General features: G+C 70.3%; 13 protein-coding genes and 1 pseudogene. 13 read left to right on the plus strand and 1 reads right to left on the minus strand.

Translation table 11 applies throughout. The annotated features are described in order from the left end of the window. Window positions 1–31: 31 nt before the first annotated feature. The 13 genes and pseudogenes from U5640_RS13840 (at window position 32) to U5640_RS13900 (ending at window position 13,275) form a co-directional block, all read left to right on the plus strand. A pseudogene (locus tag U5640_RS13840) lies at window positions 32–1,692 on the plus strand (M4 family metallopeptidase). A gap of 72 nt (window positions 1,693–1,764) precedes the next feature. Continuing rightward, entirely contained in the window at window positions 1,765–2,286 is a 522-nt protein-coding gene (locus tag U5640_RS13845) for a DUF1990 domain-containing protein (protein ID WP_340376109.1), read from the plus strand. A gap of 723 nt (window positions 2,287–3,009) precedes the next feature. Further along, window positions 3,010–3,489 carry an SRPBCC family protein gene (locus tag U5640_RS13850; protein ID WP_340376110.1) on the plus strand — a complete coding sequence of 160 codons (480 nt, stop codon included), beginning with the start codon at window positions 3,010–3,012 and terminating at the stop codon, window positions 3,487–3,489. Between the two features lie 55 nt (window positions 3,490–3,544). Beyond that, a complete protein-coding gene (locus tag U5640_RS13855; RefSeq protein ID WP_340376111.1) occupies window positions 3,545–4,801 on the plus strand; it encodes an aminotransferase class III-fold pyridoxal phosphate-dependent enzyme in 1,257 nt (418 codons plus the stop codon). A gap of 37 nt (window positions 4,802–4,838) precedes the next feature. Next, window positions 4,839–5,879: an SDR family oxidoreductase gene (locus U5640_RS13860; protein ID WP_340376112.1), complete on the plus strand. Its 1,041-nt coding sequence runs from the start codon at window positions 4,839–4,841 to the stop codon at window positions 5,877–5,879. 24 nt (window positions 5,880–5,903) lie between these two features. Beyond that, window positions 5,904–6,359: a hypothetical protein gene (locus U5640_RS13865; protein ID WP_340376113.1), complete on the plus strand. Its 456-nt coding sequence runs from the start codon at window positions 5,904–5,906 to the stop codon at window positions 6,357–6,359. Next, entirely contained in the window at window positions 6,356–7,333 is a 978-nt protein-coding gene (locus U5640_RS13870; protein ID WP_340376114.1) for a DUF2156 domain-containing protein, read from the plus strand. Before U5640_RS13865 ends, U5640_RS13870 begins: the two co-directional genes overlap by 4 nt. A gap of 24 nt (window positions 7,334–7,357) precedes the next feature. Continuing rightward, window positions 7,358–8,308 carry a VlmB-like protein gene (locus U5640_RS13875; protein ID WP_340376115.1) on the plus strand — a complete coding sequence of 317 codons (951 nt, stop codon included), beginning with the start codon at window positions 7,358–7,360 and terminating at the stop codon, window positions 8,306–8,308. Further along, entirely contained in the window at window positions 8,305–9,219 is a 915-nt protein-coding gene (locus U5640_RS13880; RefSeq protein WP_340376116.1) for an alpha/beta fold hydrolase, read from the plus strand. The genes U5640_RS13875 and U5640_RS13880 overlap by 4 nt, the downstream gene beginning before the upstream one ends. Beyond that, window positions 9,206–10,336, plus strand: coding sequence for an acyl-CoA dehydrogenase family protein (locus U5640_RS13885; RefSeq protein WP_340376117.1), 1,131 nt, complete (start codon window positions 9,206–9,208; stop codon window positions 10,334–10,336). The genes U5640_RS13880 and U5640_RS13885 overlap by 14 nt, the downstream gene beginning before the upstream one ends. 54 nt (window positions 10,337–10,390) lie before the next feature. Beyond that, on the plus strand, window positions 10,391–10,870 hold the full coding sequence (locus U5640_RS13890; protein ID WP_340376118.1) for an SRPBCC family protein: 480 nt from the start codon (window positions 10,391–10,393) through the stop codon (window positions 10,868–10,870). Beyond that, window positions 10,867–12,477 (plus strand): MFS transporter, encoded by a 1,611-nt coding sequence (locus tag U5640_RS13895; protein ID WP_340376119.1) that lies wholly within the window; start codon window positions 10,867–10,869, stop codon window positions 12,475–12,477. The genes U5640_RS13890 and U5640_RS13895 overlap by 4 nt, the downstream gene beginning before the upstream one ends. A gap of 267 nt (window positions 12,478–12,744) precedes the next feature. Then, entirely contained in the window at window positions 12,745–13,275 is a 531-nt protein-coding gene (locus U5640_RS13900; RefSeq protein WP_340376120.1) for a flavin reductase family protein, read from the plus strand. 147 nt (window positions 13,276–13,422) lie between these two features. Here U5640_RS13900 and U5640_RS13905 read toward each other — a convergent pair whose 3' ends face one another. Next, entirely contained in the window at window positions 13,423–16,050 is a 2,628-nt protein-coding gene (locus U5640_RS13905; RefSeq protein ID WP_340376121.1) for a glycosyltransferase family 1 protein, read from the minus strand. Window positions 16,051–16,114 lie beyond the last annotated feature (64 nt).

Raw genomic sequence — 16,114 nt, forward strand, 5'->3', positions numbered from 1 at the left:
GTCCGGGCACCCCCACATCCAAGGAGCTTGTGTGACCTCCCTCTACGCGCGTCACCAGCGCACCACCCTGGCGATCGCCACCGCGGTCGCGGCCGGCGCCCTGGTCACCACCGGCCTGACCTCCGGTGCCGTGGCCGCTCCGACCGCCTCGGACGCCGCGGCCAAGCCGTTCGCCGCGCCGACCGCGCTCTCCGCCTCCGCCCGCACCGCGCTGATCAAGGGCAAGCAGGCCGACGCGGCCGAGACGGCCCAGGAGATAGGCCTCGGCACCAAGGAGAAGTGGTCGTCCGCGACGTCGTCAAGGACGCCGACGGCACCGTCCACACGCGCTACGAGCGGACCTACGCGGGCCTGCCGGTGCTCGGCGGCGACCTCGTCGTCCACGAGTCGGCCTCGGGCGTGAACAAGGGCGTCACCAAGGCGACGAAGACCACCATCAAGGTCGCCTCGCTCAAGCCGGTCGTCACCGCCGCCAAGGCGGAGAAGCAGGCGCTGACCCTCGCCAAGGCCGCCGGCTCGGCCAAGACCGCCGCCGACAACGCGCCGCGCAAGGTGATCTGGGCGGGCAACGGCAGCAAGCCGGTCCTCGCCTACGAGACGGTCGTCGGCGGCCTCCAGGACGACGGCACCCCGAACGAGCTGCACGTCATCACCGACGCGGCCACCGGCAAGAAGCTCTACGAGTACCAGGGCATCGAGACCGGCACCGGCAAGAGCCTGTACTCCGGCACCGTCAGCCTGAACACCACCCTGTCGGGCTCGACGTACCAGCTGACCGACGGCACCCGCGGCGGCCACAAGACGTACAACAAGGCGCACGCCACGTCCTCCTCGGCCGGCACCCTGTTCACCGACGCCGACGACACGTGGGGCACCGGCGCGGCCTCCAGCTCCACCACGGACCAGACGGCCGCCGTCGACGCCGCCTACGGAGCCCAGGTCACCTGGGACTTCTACAAGAACACCTTCGGCCGGAGCGGCATCAAGAACAACGGCGTGGCCGCCTACTCCCGCGTCCACTACGGCAACGCGTACGTCAACGCGTTCTGGGACGACAGCTGCTTCTGCATGACGTACGGCGACGGCTCGGGCAACACCCACCCGCTGACCTCGCTGGACGTGGCCGGCCACGAGATGAGCCACGGCGTCACCGCCAACACCGCGGGCCTGAACTACTCCGGCGAGTCCGGCGGCCTCAACGAGGCGACCTCGGACATCTTCGGCACGGGCGTGGAGTTCTACGCGGCCAACGCCAACGACCCCGGTGACTACCTCATCGGCGAGAAGATCGACATCAACGGCGACGGCACCCCGCTGCGCTACATGGACAAGCCCAGCAAGGACGGCGGCTCGGCGGACTACTGGTCCTCCTCCGTCGGCAGCAAGGACGTCCACTACTCGTCCGGTGTCGCGAACCACTTCTTCTACCTGCTGTCCGAGGGCAGCGGCTCGAAGACGATCAACGGCGTGACCTACAACTCGCCGACGTACAACAGCTCCACGGTCACCGGCATCGGCCGCGCCAAGGCGCTGCAGATCTGGTACAAGGCGCTGACCACGTACATGACCTCGACGACGAACTACAAGGGCGCCCGCACGGCGACCCTGAGCGCGGCGTCGGCGCTGTACGGCTCGACCAGCACCGAGTACACGGCGGTCGCCGCGGCCTGGTCGGCGGTCAACGTCAGCTAGGACATGAGGCTCCGACACGGGGCGGTACCCGGGAGGAAGGCATCCCCGGGTACCGCCCTACCCTTGTCTCCCATGCCGCCCAAGGACTTCACCTACGACGACGTCGGCGCGACCCGCGACCGCCCCGGCTTCTGCCCGCCCGGCTTCCACGCCCTGCACGTGCGCACCCGCGTCGGCGAGGGCCACGACCTCTTCCGGCGCGCGGCGGAGGCCGTCATGACGTGGGAGATGCACCGCGCGATGGGCGTCGGCGTCACCACCTCGGCGGACCGCGCGGCGCCCGACGTGGACGTCACGATCACCCTGGCCGGCCTGATCAAGGCCCCCTGCCGCGTCATATGGACCACCGACGAACACCGCCGCGCCGGCTGGGCCTACGGCACCCTTTCCGGCCACCCCGAGTGCGGCGAGGAGTCCTTCCTGGTCGACCGCACCGGCGACGGCACGGTATGGCTGACGGTCTCGGCCTTCAGCCGCGCGGCCAAGTGGTACGCCCGCGCGGCGGGCCCGGCGACCCGGGGGTTGCAGCAGGCGTACGCGCGCAAGTGCGGCACGGTCCTTCGCGGTCTGTGCGAGCGAGGACCGAAGGACTGAACAGAGCGCCCGGCCTCCCCAGCAGTCCGCGTACTCCTGGGCGCACGCCGCCGCCGTCCCCCCACCGCACCGCCACCCCCTGGGTGCCCGGGTCGACGCCGCTGGTCCCCGGTGGAGGGTGGAGGAGGCCTTTCCGGGGACGCCTTTCAAGCGGAGGCCTTTCCCGCCGAGCAGGGGCGCATTGCGCCGCGCCTCTTCGGGCTCCGGCGCTCTGAACTCCTGGCGAACGACGGAGAATCGCGAGGAGGCCGACACGTGTCACTGACACCGCATTTCAGTCATTCAGGCGGCCGGCGCGATGGTGCATTTATTCCGATTGGGGTCATTGGCGAGGGGGTGCGACCTCCGAATTGAGCCCCGTGACCGGTTCACCTGCAGTTTCCTGCACCATGCCGGTCGAAGGTCTGGACCGTCGCGACGTGGCTGAATTTTGATGTTTCCGGGGCGCACTCCACTGTTTTGGAAGGGTTTGAGGGTTCCCCTAGCCCGGCAAATCGCTACTTGACTCTTCAATGAGGGTCACTAGAGTTGCCATCGTGATCTCCCCGCAGGGAACCTGACCATCTATCGGATTCCAGTCATCGATACGCACACCTCGCGCATAGCTCCTTGCGTGACCGGCCCTGCAATCAGGGCATTTCACGAGCAAATCCTCGCGCGTACAGCCGGTTGATCCTGATCTCATCCGCCAAATGACACCTCACGCAGGCCTTTGGAGCGTCGATGAAACACCCAGCGAGAGTCGAGGAGACGATTCTCGTCAATGCTTCCGCAGAATCCGTCTACCGCGCGGTGAGCGATCTCCGGCGCATGGGTGAGTGGAGTCCCGAGTGCGTGGGTGTCTGGTCTCGAAGCCAGCACTTCGAGGCGGGCACACGGTTCATCGGATGGAATCGCAGGCGACTGTGGTTCTGGTTCACCTCATGCAGCGTCGTACGCGCCGAGAAGGCACGTGACTTCGCCTTCTCGGTGCATACGTTCGGCATGCCGGTCGCGCTGTGGGGCTACCGCTTCGAGGACCAGGACTCCGGCTGCCTGGTGACGGAGTACTGGGTGGACCTGCGAACAGGTCGCAGTGCCCCGGCCGCCAAGCTCCTCGGCCTGGTCTTCACGGGCACCCCGCCCAAGCGCCGGTCCGCCGCCAACCGGGAGGGCATGCGCGCCACACTGGCCAGACTCAAGGCGGTGGTGGAGCGAGCGTGAGGCCCTGGTGGCGGACGGCGAACGACGAACCACCTCCCTGGAGAAAAACGCCAGAATGAATGCATCCGCGAAGGCCGGCGATATTTCCACCGACGAAGCGATCGCCCTGCACCGTGCACACCTGAGCAAAGGACGCAGCCAACTCGCCGCGATGTTCGGCAGTCTCGTCGAGCACTCCGCTTCCGGCGCCCGCGTCACCACCACCGATGGCCAGGAATTCCTCAACTGCGGCGGCTACGGTGTCTTCTTCACCGGAGCCGGGCACCCGCACATCGTCACAGCAGTACAGCAGCAGGCGGAAAAGCAGGCCCTTTCCACCCGTCTTTTCCTCGACCCCGTGGTCGGTCTCGCCGCCCAGGCGCTGACCTCGGTCGCACCGGCCGGGCTGGACAGGGTCCATTTCTCCGGATCCGGTACCGAAGCCACGGAGACGGCCATCAAGCTGGCCAGGGCGCACGGTAAGCGCCGGCTGATCTCGATGGAGAACGGTTATCACGGCAAGACCGTCGGAGCCCTGTCCCTGACGGCGAAGTCCTTCTACCAGGATCCGTTCCGGCCTCTCCTGCCCGCCGTGGAACACGTACCCTTCGGCGACACGGCGGCGCTGGCCGCAGCCCTGGCCGAGGGCGACGACGCCTGCGTCGTGCTCGAACCGGTCCAGAGCGAGGCCGGCGTGATCATGCCACCGCCCGGTTACCTCAAGGAAGTGGCAGCGCTGTGCCGCGAGCACAACGCCTTCCTGGTGGTCGACGAGGTGATGACCGGACTGGGGCGGCTGGGCGCATGGTGGGGCTGCGACCTCGAGCAGGTGCGGCCGGACGTCCTGCTGATCGGGAAGGCCCTCTCCGGGGGCGTGGTCCCGGTATCGGCCGCACTGGCCACCCCGGAGGCCTTCGCGCCCTTCGACGCCGACCCCTTCCTGCACACGTCCACCTACTCCGGGGCCCCCATCGCCATGGCCGCGGCCCGCGCCACCGTCGAGGTGATCCGCGACGAGCAACTGGTCGACCGGGCCGCCGAGACGGGTGCCCGGCTACTGGACGGCCTGCGCGCCATCGCCGCCGACCGGGCCCCCCACCTGGTCCGCGAGGTGCGCGGTGCCGGTCTGCTCATCGGCATCGAACTCGTCGACGCCAGCCAGGCCGGGGAACTCCTCCTGGAGCTGGTGGACCGTCACGTGGTGGTCAACCACTCGCTCAACGCGCACCCGGTCGTGCGCGTCACCCCGCCCGCCGTGATCTCCCCGGACGAGGAGACCCAGCTGCTGGAAGCGATGGACGACGCGCTGGCCGCCATGGCGAAGAGATTCTGAGACTCCCCCTACCCCACAGCTCCGAAAGAGCACCCACATGTCAGACAAGACTGTCCTGCTCACCGGCGGTTCCGGAGTGCTCGGCACCGCGCTCGTACCGCAGCTGAAGCACCACCGCGTCATCGCCCTCGCCCACCGAAACCCCCCCTCCGACTGCGCCGAGGTGGTGTACGGCGACGTCTCCCAGCCCCTGCTGGGCCTCGACGAAGCCGCGTACCGCAAGCTGTGCTCCGAGGTGGACGTCGTGATCCACGCCGCGGGCATGGTGAAGTTCAGCAGCACCGCGGAGGAGATGGAAACCCTCAACGTGCAGGGCGCCCATCGGATGTCACGGTTCGCCGTCGACGCCGCCGCACCGCTCATCCACGTCAGCACGGCCTACGTCTCGCGCGCCGAGGAGATCCGGGCGGCAGGCGGCGAGCAGGCCGGCCGCGCCAACAGCAGCCCCTCGCTGTACGTGAGTTCCAAGGTCGCCGGCGAGAAGATCGTCCGGGAGAGCGGCGCACAGGCCGTGATCGTACGCCCGTCGATCATCATCGGGGACTCCGTCACCGGCGAGATCTCGGAAACGCAGGGGCTGCACACCTTCGCACACAACGTGCTGCGCAACCGGCTGCCCTTCGTACCCAGCCACCCCACGGGCTACGTCGACTTCGTTCCCCAGGACGTGGTGGCCCGGGCCATCGTGACACTGCTCGACCAGGATGTCCGGCACGGGGAGTACTGGATCAGCAGCGGCTCCCACGCCCTCACCTCCGCCCGGCTGACCGAAGTGATCATCGAAGAGGCTGCCGCCCTCGGCATCACGGTCAACCCCCTGCGGGTCCTCGCCCCCGACATCGTCGAACGCCTGGTGCGACCCGCGTTCTTCGACGTGGTACCCGACTGGGCGAAGACCCGGCTCGACCGGCTGCTGGACATGACCGCCGTGCTCTTCCACGAGCACCCCATCCCCAGCTCGCTGGCGGAGATCCCCGGCTGCGAGTCCGCGGCGGACGTCAAGGCCAGCGAGAACGCATGGCGGGCCTCCATCCGCCACATGATCCAGAACCGGTACCAGGTCTACGCCACGGCCTGATCGCCCGGGTGTGGGAAGGAAACCATGAGCGCGGAACAAGCCTTCGGGCACCGGCAGAACTACCGCACCACACGGGCGGAATACCTCGGCGCCCTGGCCGTGGCCGCCGTCGCCTTTCTGTGGCACATCGACGAGGTGCGCTGGGGACCGGCGATCCTGCTGTTCGCCTACATCGACATCATCGGATACATCCCGGGCCTGATCGCCTACACCCTGTCCAAGGACGGGAAGGTCCACCCGGTGTTCCACATCCTGTACAACGTCATGCACACCTGGCTGTCCGCGGGCGCCGTGATCCTGCTGTGGGTGTGGCTGGTCGGCCCGGAGTGGGCCCTCCTGGTCGTCCCGCTGCACCTGTTCGGCGACCGAGGCCTGCTGGGCAACTACGCCAAGCCGATACCCGAGCCGTTCGAGCACTTCGAGACCGGCCGTCAGAAGGCCTTCCACGCCGCGCAGAAGGGCGAGGTGCAGCCCGTATGACGGCCGCGCCGCCGGACGCGCTGGAGAGCATCGCCGCCTACGCCGACCACCCCAGCGGGTACCTCGCCTACAACGACGGCGTCGAGCACTTCACCTCCGCATCCGTGCCGGGTGTCATCCCCTACCGGCGCCGCGGCGGGACGGTGTTCGTCTTCGGCGGGCCGTTTGCACCCGCCGAGCACCGGGGCGCGCTCCTGGCCGACTTCCAGGAGCGGGTGGTCACCGGCCGTCAGCGGCTGGTGGCCGTGCAGGTCCGGGCCGCGGACCTGGACCTCTTCGCCGGAGCGGACTGGACGGTCAACCAGCTGGGCAGTTCGTACAGCGTCGACCTCGCCCGCTTCTCGCTGAAGGGCAAGTCCCTGGCGAAGATCCGGCAGAACATGGCCCGCGCGAGACGTGAGGGTGTGTCGGTCCGTGAGGTACCGGCGGCCGATCCACCGCCCGAACTGGACGAGATCGACCGCAGATGGCTGCGCGACAAGGGCTGGCACGTCAAACGGATGACCTTCCTGGTCGGCGAACGCACCGGCCGGGGCACTCCTCACCGGCGGCTGTTCGTGGCCGAGCGGGACCGGGCCGTGATCGGCTACGTCTCCTACTCGCCGTCGTACGGCAGCCGCCCCGGCTGGTTGTACGACCTGACCCGACGCACCCCCGAGGCATCGGTCGGGACGATCGAGCTGATCAACTTCGCCGCCCTGCAGGCCTTCACCGAGGAAGGAGCCGAATGGCTCCACCTGGGCCTGACCCCGTTCGCCGGACTCGGCACCGAGCCGGCCAACGCCAGCGCCGTCCTCGCCCGCATGGTGCGGCTGATCGCCGAGCGGGGCACCTTCGTCTATCCGGCCCGGTCCCAGCAGGCGTTCAAGCTCAAATGGGCGCCGCACGTGATCGAACCCGAGTACGTGGCCTTCAGAGGCGGCCCCCGGCCCTCCTCCCTCTGGCAACTGTTCCGCATTACCAACGCAATCTGATCCGACAATCTCGAGGACCACAGGATGACGACGAACATCGCCCCCGAGGCGGACTGGGACCTGGCCCCCAACGTGCTCGAGGGGGCCCGTGAGCTCAGGCTCAGCCCGGAGCAGTGCGACCTGGACTACTGGATCGCCAACGTCGCCCAGGGCACGCTGAAGGGGCTCGTCAACGGCCACCACCCGGACGCCGTCACGCCGGACTACATGGCCAAGCCCGGCCCGCTGCGTGACGCGCTCCTCTTCGAGTTCTCCTTCCGCTCCATCGCCGAGGACAAGGCCGCACGAGCCATCACCTCCCTGGTGCAGAACGCCCCCGACGTGAAGTCCATGGAGTTCTACGCCACCCAGCTCATCGACGAGGCCCGGCACGCTCAGGCGTTCCGTGCGCACATGCTGGAGGTCGGCGTCGCGGAGACGGAACTCGACGACGTCATCGAGGAGTACGCGGGCGAGCACCAGCGCAACGTCCTCGACCCGCTGGAGGAGTTCGGTCTGGAGGTGATGAACGGACCGCACGCCTTCGTCTCCGGGGTCGCCGTTCTCACCATCCTGGTCGAGGGGGTGCTGGCGCCCACCGGTGAACTCAGCGAGCACAAGTGGAAGATCGTCGATCCCGCGGCGGCGAGCGTGGAGCGCGGAGCCGGCATCGACGAGATCCGGCATCTGACGGTCGGCAGTGAGATCGTCAAGCGGCACCTGGAGCGTGACCCGTCGCTCAAGCCGCACCTGGCGGACGTGGTCCGGCGCGGCAACGAGCTGTGGGCCAAGCTGCCGGTGCTCGCCGTGCTGCAGCGCCGGGAGGAGCTGTTCCAGGCCGGCATCGAGCAGATCGCCGACGTCATCGGCGACCACGAGATCTGGCCGGGCCGCCGGCTGCTGGACAGCACCCCGGACGAGCGGATCGCCACCGCCCTGCAGTGGGCCGCCGAGACCCAGACCACCCGCCTGGCGTACATGGGAATGGGCGAGTGACCGACCGGGCCGAACGTCCTCCGGCGGGCGACGAGCCGGACCGCCTGGTCGTGCAGCTGCCGGCCGGAGCCGAGCTGGCGGTGCTCCACTGGCCGGGTCCGGCCGGGGCCCCGCTGGTGGTGGTGTGGCCGGCGCTCGGTGTACGGGCACGGTTCTACCGGCGCTTCGCCGCCGCGCTCTCGGCGCACGGCCTGGGCGTGGCGGTGGCTGATCTTCGTGGCTACGGAGACAGCCGTCCCCGACCGGACGCTTCGGCCCGGTACGGCTATCACGAGCTGGCCACCGTGGACTACCCGGCGGTGTTCGGCGCCCTGCGCGAACGGGCGCCGGACAGCGCGGTGTTCCTGTTGGGACACAGCCTCGGTGGGCAGATCGGCCTGATGTACGCGGCCAGGCAGCCGGCCGCACTCGACGGCATGCTGCTGGTCGCGGCGGGTACGCCGCACTTTCGCACCTTCCCGGGACTGACCGGGCTGATTCCGCTCCTGGGCACCAACACCGTCGCAGGTGTCGCCCGATTGCGCGGCTACTGGCCCGGTGACGTCCTGGGCTTCGCCGGCCGTCAGTCCCGGGTCCTGGTCGGCGACTGGGCGCGGATGGCCCGTACCGGCCGCTACCACCCGACCGGCGCCGACGTCGACTACGAACAGCTCATCGCGGACCTGCGCCTGCCGGTGCTGGCGGTGTCGGTCGGCAACGACCTACTGGCGCCGCCGGGAGCGGTGGACGCCCTGTGCGGGCTGCTGCGGAGCGCCGAGGTGTCCCGCTGGCACCACTCCGAACGACTCAGCCACACCGCCTGGGCCAACCGGCCCGAGCCGATCGCCAGGGAGATCGGCCGTTGGATCGACAGTACGCTCGCGGGCAAGCCCTGGCCCGGACCCGCAGGAGACAGTGATGCGGTTTCTTGAGCCAGAGCGCTCGACTCTGGAGACGTTCCTGCCCGGACTGGACGACCGACTGGCCGCTCTCCCGCTGAAGGAACGGGAACGGCCGCAGGGCCCCGCACTGACCCTGTTCAAGGAAGCGGGCGGCCCCGGGCTGGTGGTGCCCGAGGAGCACCGGGGCCTGGGGGCGAGCGCGGTACAGGCCGTACGGCTGCAGCGGGCCCTGGCCTCGCGCAGCCCGTCCCTGGCGGTGGCCACCACCATGCACCACTTCTCCGTCGCCGGCCTCATCCAGGCGTACGAGGCCACCAAGGGACTGGAGTGGATGCTGCTGGAGGCCGTGGCCGACCAGAAGCTGCTGATGGCTTCCGGATTCGCCGAGGGCAGGTCGGGGCAGTCGATCCTGGCGTCCTCCATCACGGCCAGACAGGACGGCGACGACATCGTCCTCAACGGGGTCAAGAAGCCCTGCAGCCTGTCTGCCTCGATGGACCTGCTGACGGCGTCCGTGACCCTCGACACCGACAACGGTCCGCAGCTCGCCGTGGCACTGATCTCCGCCACCACCCCCGGCATCTCCGTGCACCCCTTCTGGGGTACCGCCGCGCTGGCGGGCGCCGAGAGCGACGAAGTGCGGCTCCAGGACGTCCGGGTGCCCTCGGACATGGTGGTCCGCACCGAGCTGGGTGAGGACGGCAGCCTGGACGGAATCCAGAACGTCGGCTTCATCTGGTTCGAACTGATGATGGCGGCCTCCTACCTGGGCATGGCCAGCGCACTCGCGGAGCGGGTGCTCGACCGGGACCGGACGGACGTCGCCGAGCGGGCCCGGATCCTGGTGGAACTGGAGGCCGCGATGGGCGCCGTCGTCGGCGCCGCGTCCCCCCTGGACGGCGACGGACCTGTGGGACAGGCCGAACTGCTGCAGTCGCTGGTGGTCCGGTTCTCGGTCCAGGACACGATCGACCGGGTCGTGCCGCGCTGCCTGGAGGCGCTCGGCGGCATGTCCTACGTCTCCAGTGACGAGACGTCGTACCTGGCCGCCTGCGCGGCCGCCCTGAAATTCCACCCGCCGTCACGCGCCTGGTCCAGCCAGGCACTGTGCACGGCCTTCGCCGGCGGACCGCTCGTCCTGGGCTGACCCCCGCCGCTGCCGGCCGGGCCCCTGCTGTACGAACTTCTGGAAGGAACCCCCATGCCCTGCTTCATACGTGTCGAGGGACTGCTCTCCGGTCGGAACGCGGACGAGGTGTTCGAGCGCGTCCGGGACTTCGAGCGGTACGCCGACCACACCGACGCCGTCCGTGAGGTCACGGTGACCGCCGACGAGGCCGGAACCGTCGACTCCGCCTGGGCGGTGAACTTCCGCGGCGGTGTGCTGCACTGGACCGAACGGGACGTGGTCGACGCCGCCAAGCGGACCATCACCTTCGAGCAACTCACCGGCGACTTCGCCCGGTTCGACGGCAGCTGGGACGTCCAGCAGGCCGGCGACGACGTCGTGGTGCTGTTCTCCTGCGAGTTCGACATGGGCATCCCCAGCCTGGAGCCGATCATCAACCCGGTCGCCATGCGCGCCCTCATCGACAGCATCGGCCTCATCCTGCGCGGTCTGCTCGGAGAGGACATCGAGCTCACCAGCAGCCACCGAGACACTGCGGTCGTCGGCTCGTGACGGCGCAGGCCGCACAGGGGCGCGGCCCGCGCCCGTTGCGCCTGGCCTTCATCTGCGCCGGTGTCGTCATGGTCTACCTGGACAGCACCGTCGTGGGAGTGGCTCTCCCCGACATGCAGGAGAAGATGGACATCGGGGTGTCGGACCTCCAGTGGGTGTTCGACATCTACGTCCTCACCTTCGCCTGTTTCCTGCTGACGGCCGGCACGCTCGGGGACTCCCTGGGGCGCGGCCGGGTCTTCCTGGTCGGCCTGACCGGCTTCACCGGCGCGTCGGTGGCCTGCGCGCTCGCCACCGGCATCGAGGCGCTGCTGGTGGCGAGGGCCGTGCAGGGCGTCTTCGGCGCGGTCATGATCACCGTGTCGCTGGCCCTGATCCGTCAGCTCTACACCGAGGAACGGGCGCGAGCCTCGGCGGTGGCGACCTGGGCCGGGGTGGGCGGCGTCGCCCTGGCCGCCGGCCCGATCGTCGGCGGGCTGCTGGTCGACGCCTACTCCTGGCAGAGCATCTTCTGGATCAACCTGCCGATCGGCGTCCTCGCACTGGGGGCACTGGCCGCTCTGCTGCCGCTCGGCCGGACCCGGCCCGAGCCCGGCACGGCGGGGGCCGGCCGGCGGGCCGACTGGATCGGTCAGCTGCTGTTCGTCACCGGTATCGGTGCGATGGCCTACGCCCTGATCGAGGCCGGCCGCCGGGGCTGGGGATCTCCCCTGATCGTCGGGCTGCTCGCCGGCTCGGTGCTGGTGCTCGGGGGATGCCTGCGCTGGGAGAGCCGCACCCCGTACCCCATGCTGCCCCTGGCCCTGCTGCGCCACCGGGTCGTCCTGATGACGTGCTCGGTGAACTTCTTCGGCTTCTTCGGCCTGTACGGGGTCATCTTCCTGCTCACCCTGTTCCTGCAACAGGTGAACGGGCTCACCCCCGTGCAGACCGGTCTGCGCCTACTGGCGCTCACCGCCTCCATCACGGTGGCGTCGTTGCTGGCGCCGGCCGTGGCCGCCCGCCTGGGCACCCGGCTCGCCGTCGTGGCCGGTTCCCTGGTGGCGGTCGCCGGATTCGTCGGGCTGGTGGGCATGGAGGCCGACAGCGGTTTCGGAACGTACTGGTGGCCCCTGGTCCTGATCGGTACCGGCGTTTCCGTGGTCGGGGCGCCTGCCACGGTGGCGCTGCTGTCGGCGGTCCCGCCGGAACAGGCGGGCGTCGCCTCGGGGATGTCCCAGACCTGCCGCCAGGTCGGGGCCGTCTTCGGGGTGGCCCTCTCGGGCACCGTGGTCCAGCAGCGACTGCACTCACGTCTGCCGGACGTGCTGGCCACGGTTCCGCTGCCGGACGCCGCCCGGGAGAAACTGGCCAGTGCCATCGAACACGGGCAGTCAAGCGGTGCCGAGGCCCTGCCCGCCGATGTCAGGCAGAGCATTCTGCGCTCGGTGGGTGACCTGATGGCGGACGGGCTGCACACAGCGGTCCTGGTGGCTGCGGCGGGTGCGGCCCTGGGCGCGGTCGCGGCAGCCGTACTGCTGCGGGGGCAGAGCAGCGGTACGACGGTGGCACCCGGCCCCGAGCCGGAAGCCACGGCGGGCGGACTCCGCCCCGAAGCATTGTCCTAGTGCCACGGGACGGGATCCGGTGAACCGCTCCGGCGGCGCGGGAAGGTCACGGGCACGCCCGCGGACGTACGACGGCACGGCACGGCACGTACGACGCAGCTCACAGCACCACACGCCCCGAATCCTGTCGCCGCACCTCCGGTGGGGTACGACGACAGGATCCTCCCGGCCCGGTGCCGGCCGCACGGACGGTTGCCGTGGACGGCCGGCACATGCGATCACGAAGCCCGGCGGCCAGGGGCCGCTGCGATCCCCGAGGAGTGCACGGTGAGGACCAGGCCCGTCGAGCCGGCCGTCGAGTCGGCTCAGGCGGAGGACTTCCGCTCGTTGATGTCAGGATTCCCGACCGGTGTCGTCGTCGTCACCACGTTCGACCTCGAAGGCGGACCACGAGGCTTGACCTGCTCCTCGCTGAGCAGCGTAGCCCTGGATCCCCCGACCCTGCTGGTCTGCGTGAGAGAGGGGAGCCCCACGCTGCGCGCGGTCGAGCAGCGCGGATCCTTCGCCGTCAACCTGCTGCACGACGGCGGGAGGCCGGTGGCAGAACGGTTCGCCTCGGGCGTACCGGACCGCTTCGAGGGGGTGCTCTGGAGAACCGGGCCCGCAGCCGCCGGCCCTCACCTGCCCGACCACGCCCGCACGGTGGCGGACTGCAAGGTGACCGCCATCAAGCCGGTGGGCGACCACAGCGTGGTGTTCGGCGAGGTCCTGGAAGTGACGGCGTACCGGGACGCCGCCGCGCCGCTGATGTACGGCTTGCGGCGGTACGCCGTGTGGCCGACGGCTGCGGTGGACTGATCCCGGCCCGTCGCCCTCGGGGAAGGCCTCGCGGACGACGACGGCGAGGGGACGGAAAGCAGCTGCACCCGGCGTGCCGTCGAACGGTGGACGCGGCACGTCGGGCAGCCCCCCGCGGCCGCCCGACGCCCTTGTCTCACCGTGCCGCTACCGCATCAGCACCCCGGCCCCCGCACCCCCGTCCTCCTCCGAAGGCACCGCCACCACCCCCAGCTCCGCCCCCGAGGCGAGGAGGCGGTGGGAGGGGAGGATGCGGACCGTGTAGCCGTAGGGGCCGGTGCGGTCCAGGGACAGGGGGCCCTCGTAGAGCCAGCGGCCCTCCAGGTCGGGGCCGGAGGCCGCCTTCAGGGGGACGGTGGAGGCGTCCGTGATGCGGTCCTCCTCGTCGACCCGGCCGGAGACCGCCTGGACCTCGACGTCCTCGGGGGCGAGTTCGCCGAGGCCCACCCGGACGCGCAGGGCGAGCGTGGTGCCGAGTTCCGCGGTGGTGGTGGCGACCGAGGTCTCCACGTGGTCGACCGACACCGCGTGCCAGGCCGAGCGCACCCGTGCCTTCCAGTCGGCGAGTTCGCGGGCGGTGTCCGGGGTCATCGCGCGGTGCGCCTGGGCGGCGGGGGTGTAGAGCCGGTCGACGTACTCGCGGACCATCCGGCCGGCCAGGACCTTGGGTCCCAGCAGGGTGAGGGTCTGGCGGACCATCTCGATCCAGCGGTCGGGCAGACCGGCACGGCCCCGCTCGTAGAAGCGCGGCGTGATGCGCTGTTCGAGGAGGTCGTACAGGGCCGCCGCCTCGATGTCGTCGCGGTGGTCGGGGTCGGTGCCGGCGCCGTCCGCGGTGGGGATCGCCCAGCCGAAGTCGGGCTGGAACCACTCGTCCCACCAGCCGTCCAGGACGGAGAGGTTGAGGCAGCCGTTGAGCGCGGCCTTCATGCCGGAGGTGCCGCAGGCCTCCAGCGGGCGCAGCGGGTTGTTGAGCCAGATGTCGCAGCCGGGGTACAGCTTCTGCGCCATCGCCATGCCGTAGTCGGGGAGGAAGACGATCCGGTGCCGCACACGCGGGTCGTCGGCGAACCGGACCAGCTCCTGGACCAGGCGCTTGCCGCCGTCGTCCGCCGGGTGCGCCTTGCCCGCGACGACGATCTGGATCGGGTGGGTCGGGTGGAGGAGGAGTTCCCTCAGCCGGTCGCGGTCGCGCAGCATCAACGTCAGTCGCTTGTACGACGGGACGCGGCGCGCGAACCCGATGGTGAGGACGTCGGGGTCCAGGACCCCGTCGATCCAGCCCAGCTCGGCGGTGCCCGCCCCGCGCTGCCGCCAGGAGGCCCGCAGCCGTTTGCGCACCTCCACCACCAACTGCTCGCGCAGGACGCGCCGCAGGTCCCAGATGCTCTGGTCGGAGATGCCCGAGACGACGTCCCAGCGGTCGCCGTCGCCGACGGCCAGCGCGTCCTCGGCGCGTTGGGCGCCCACCTGGCGGGCGCCGAGCCGCAGCACCTCGGGGGCCACCCAGGTCGGGGCGTGCACCCCGTTGGTGACGGAGGTGATCGGCACCTCGTCGGGGTCGAAGCCGGGCCACAGGCCGGCGAACATCCCCCGGCTGACCTGGCCGTGCAGCAGGGACACCCCGTTGGCCCGCTGGGCGAGCCTGAGGCCCATCACGGCCATGTTGAAGAGGTCGGGTTCGCCGCCGGGGTAGGTCTCCCGGCCCAGCCGCAGGATGCGGTCGACGTCCATGCGCGGGAGTTCGGCGTCGGGGCCGAAGTGCCGGGCGACCAGCTCGCGGTCGAAGCGGTCGATGCCGGCCGGGACGGGGGTGTGGGTGGTGAAGACGGTGCCCGCCCGGACCGCCTCCAGTCCCGAGTCGAAGTCCAGCCCGTCGTCGCCGAGTTCGGCGATCCGCTCCAGGCCGAGGAAGCCCGCGTGCCCCTCGTTGGTGTGGAAGACCTCGGGCGGGGCGTGCCCGGTGAGCCGGCAGTACGTCCGTACCGCCCGGACACCTCCTATGCCGAGCAGCATCTCCTGGAGCAGCCGGTGCTCGCTGCCGCCGCCGTAGAGCCGGTCGGTCACCCCGCGTTCGCCGAGGTCGTTCTCCTCGACGTCGGAGTCGAGCATCAGCAGGGGGACCCTGCCCACCCGGGCCAGCCAGATCCGGGCGTGCAGCTGCCGGCCGGCGGGCAGGGCGAGGGAGACCCGGGCGGGGGTGCCGTCCGCCTCCCGCAGCAGGCTCAGCGGCAGCTCGTTGGGGTCGAGGACGGGGTAGTGCTCCTGCTGCCAGCCGTCGCGGGAGAGGGTCTGGCGGAAGTAGCCGTGCCGGTAGAGCAGTCCCACGCCGATCAGCGGGACGCCGAGATCGCTGGCCGCCTTCAGATGGTCGCCGGCGAGGATGCCGAGGCCGCCGGAGTACTGGGGCAGGGCGGCCGTGATACCGAACTCCGGCGAGAAGTAGGCGACGGCGGCGGGGAGTTCGGCTGCGGTGGGCCGGCTCTGGTACCAGCGGTCGCCGGTCAGATAGTCGTGCAGCTCGTCGACGGCGGCGGTCAGCCGGCGCAGGAACCGGCGGTCCTCGGCCAGTTCGGCGAGGCGCTCCGGCCGTACTCCGCCGAGCAGCCGTACCGGGTCCCCGTCCGAGGCGGCCCAGCGTTCGGGATCGACGGACTGGAAGAGTTCACGGGTGTCCGCGTGCCATGACCAGCGCAGATTGCGGGCCAGGTCACTGAGCGGCCGGAGGGGTTCGGGGAGAAGGGGTCGGACGGTGAATCGACGGATCGCCTTCACATTCCACCTCGGCGTGGCGCGTTCGCTGGATGGACGTACGGCTGTGTACGCCCGGTCATCCAGC

Source organism: Streptomyces sp. SS7 (genome assembly GCF_037993025.1).
Taxonomy (GTDB): domain Bacteria; phylum Actinomycetota; class Actinomycetes; order Streptomycetales; family Streptomycetaceae; genus Streptomyces.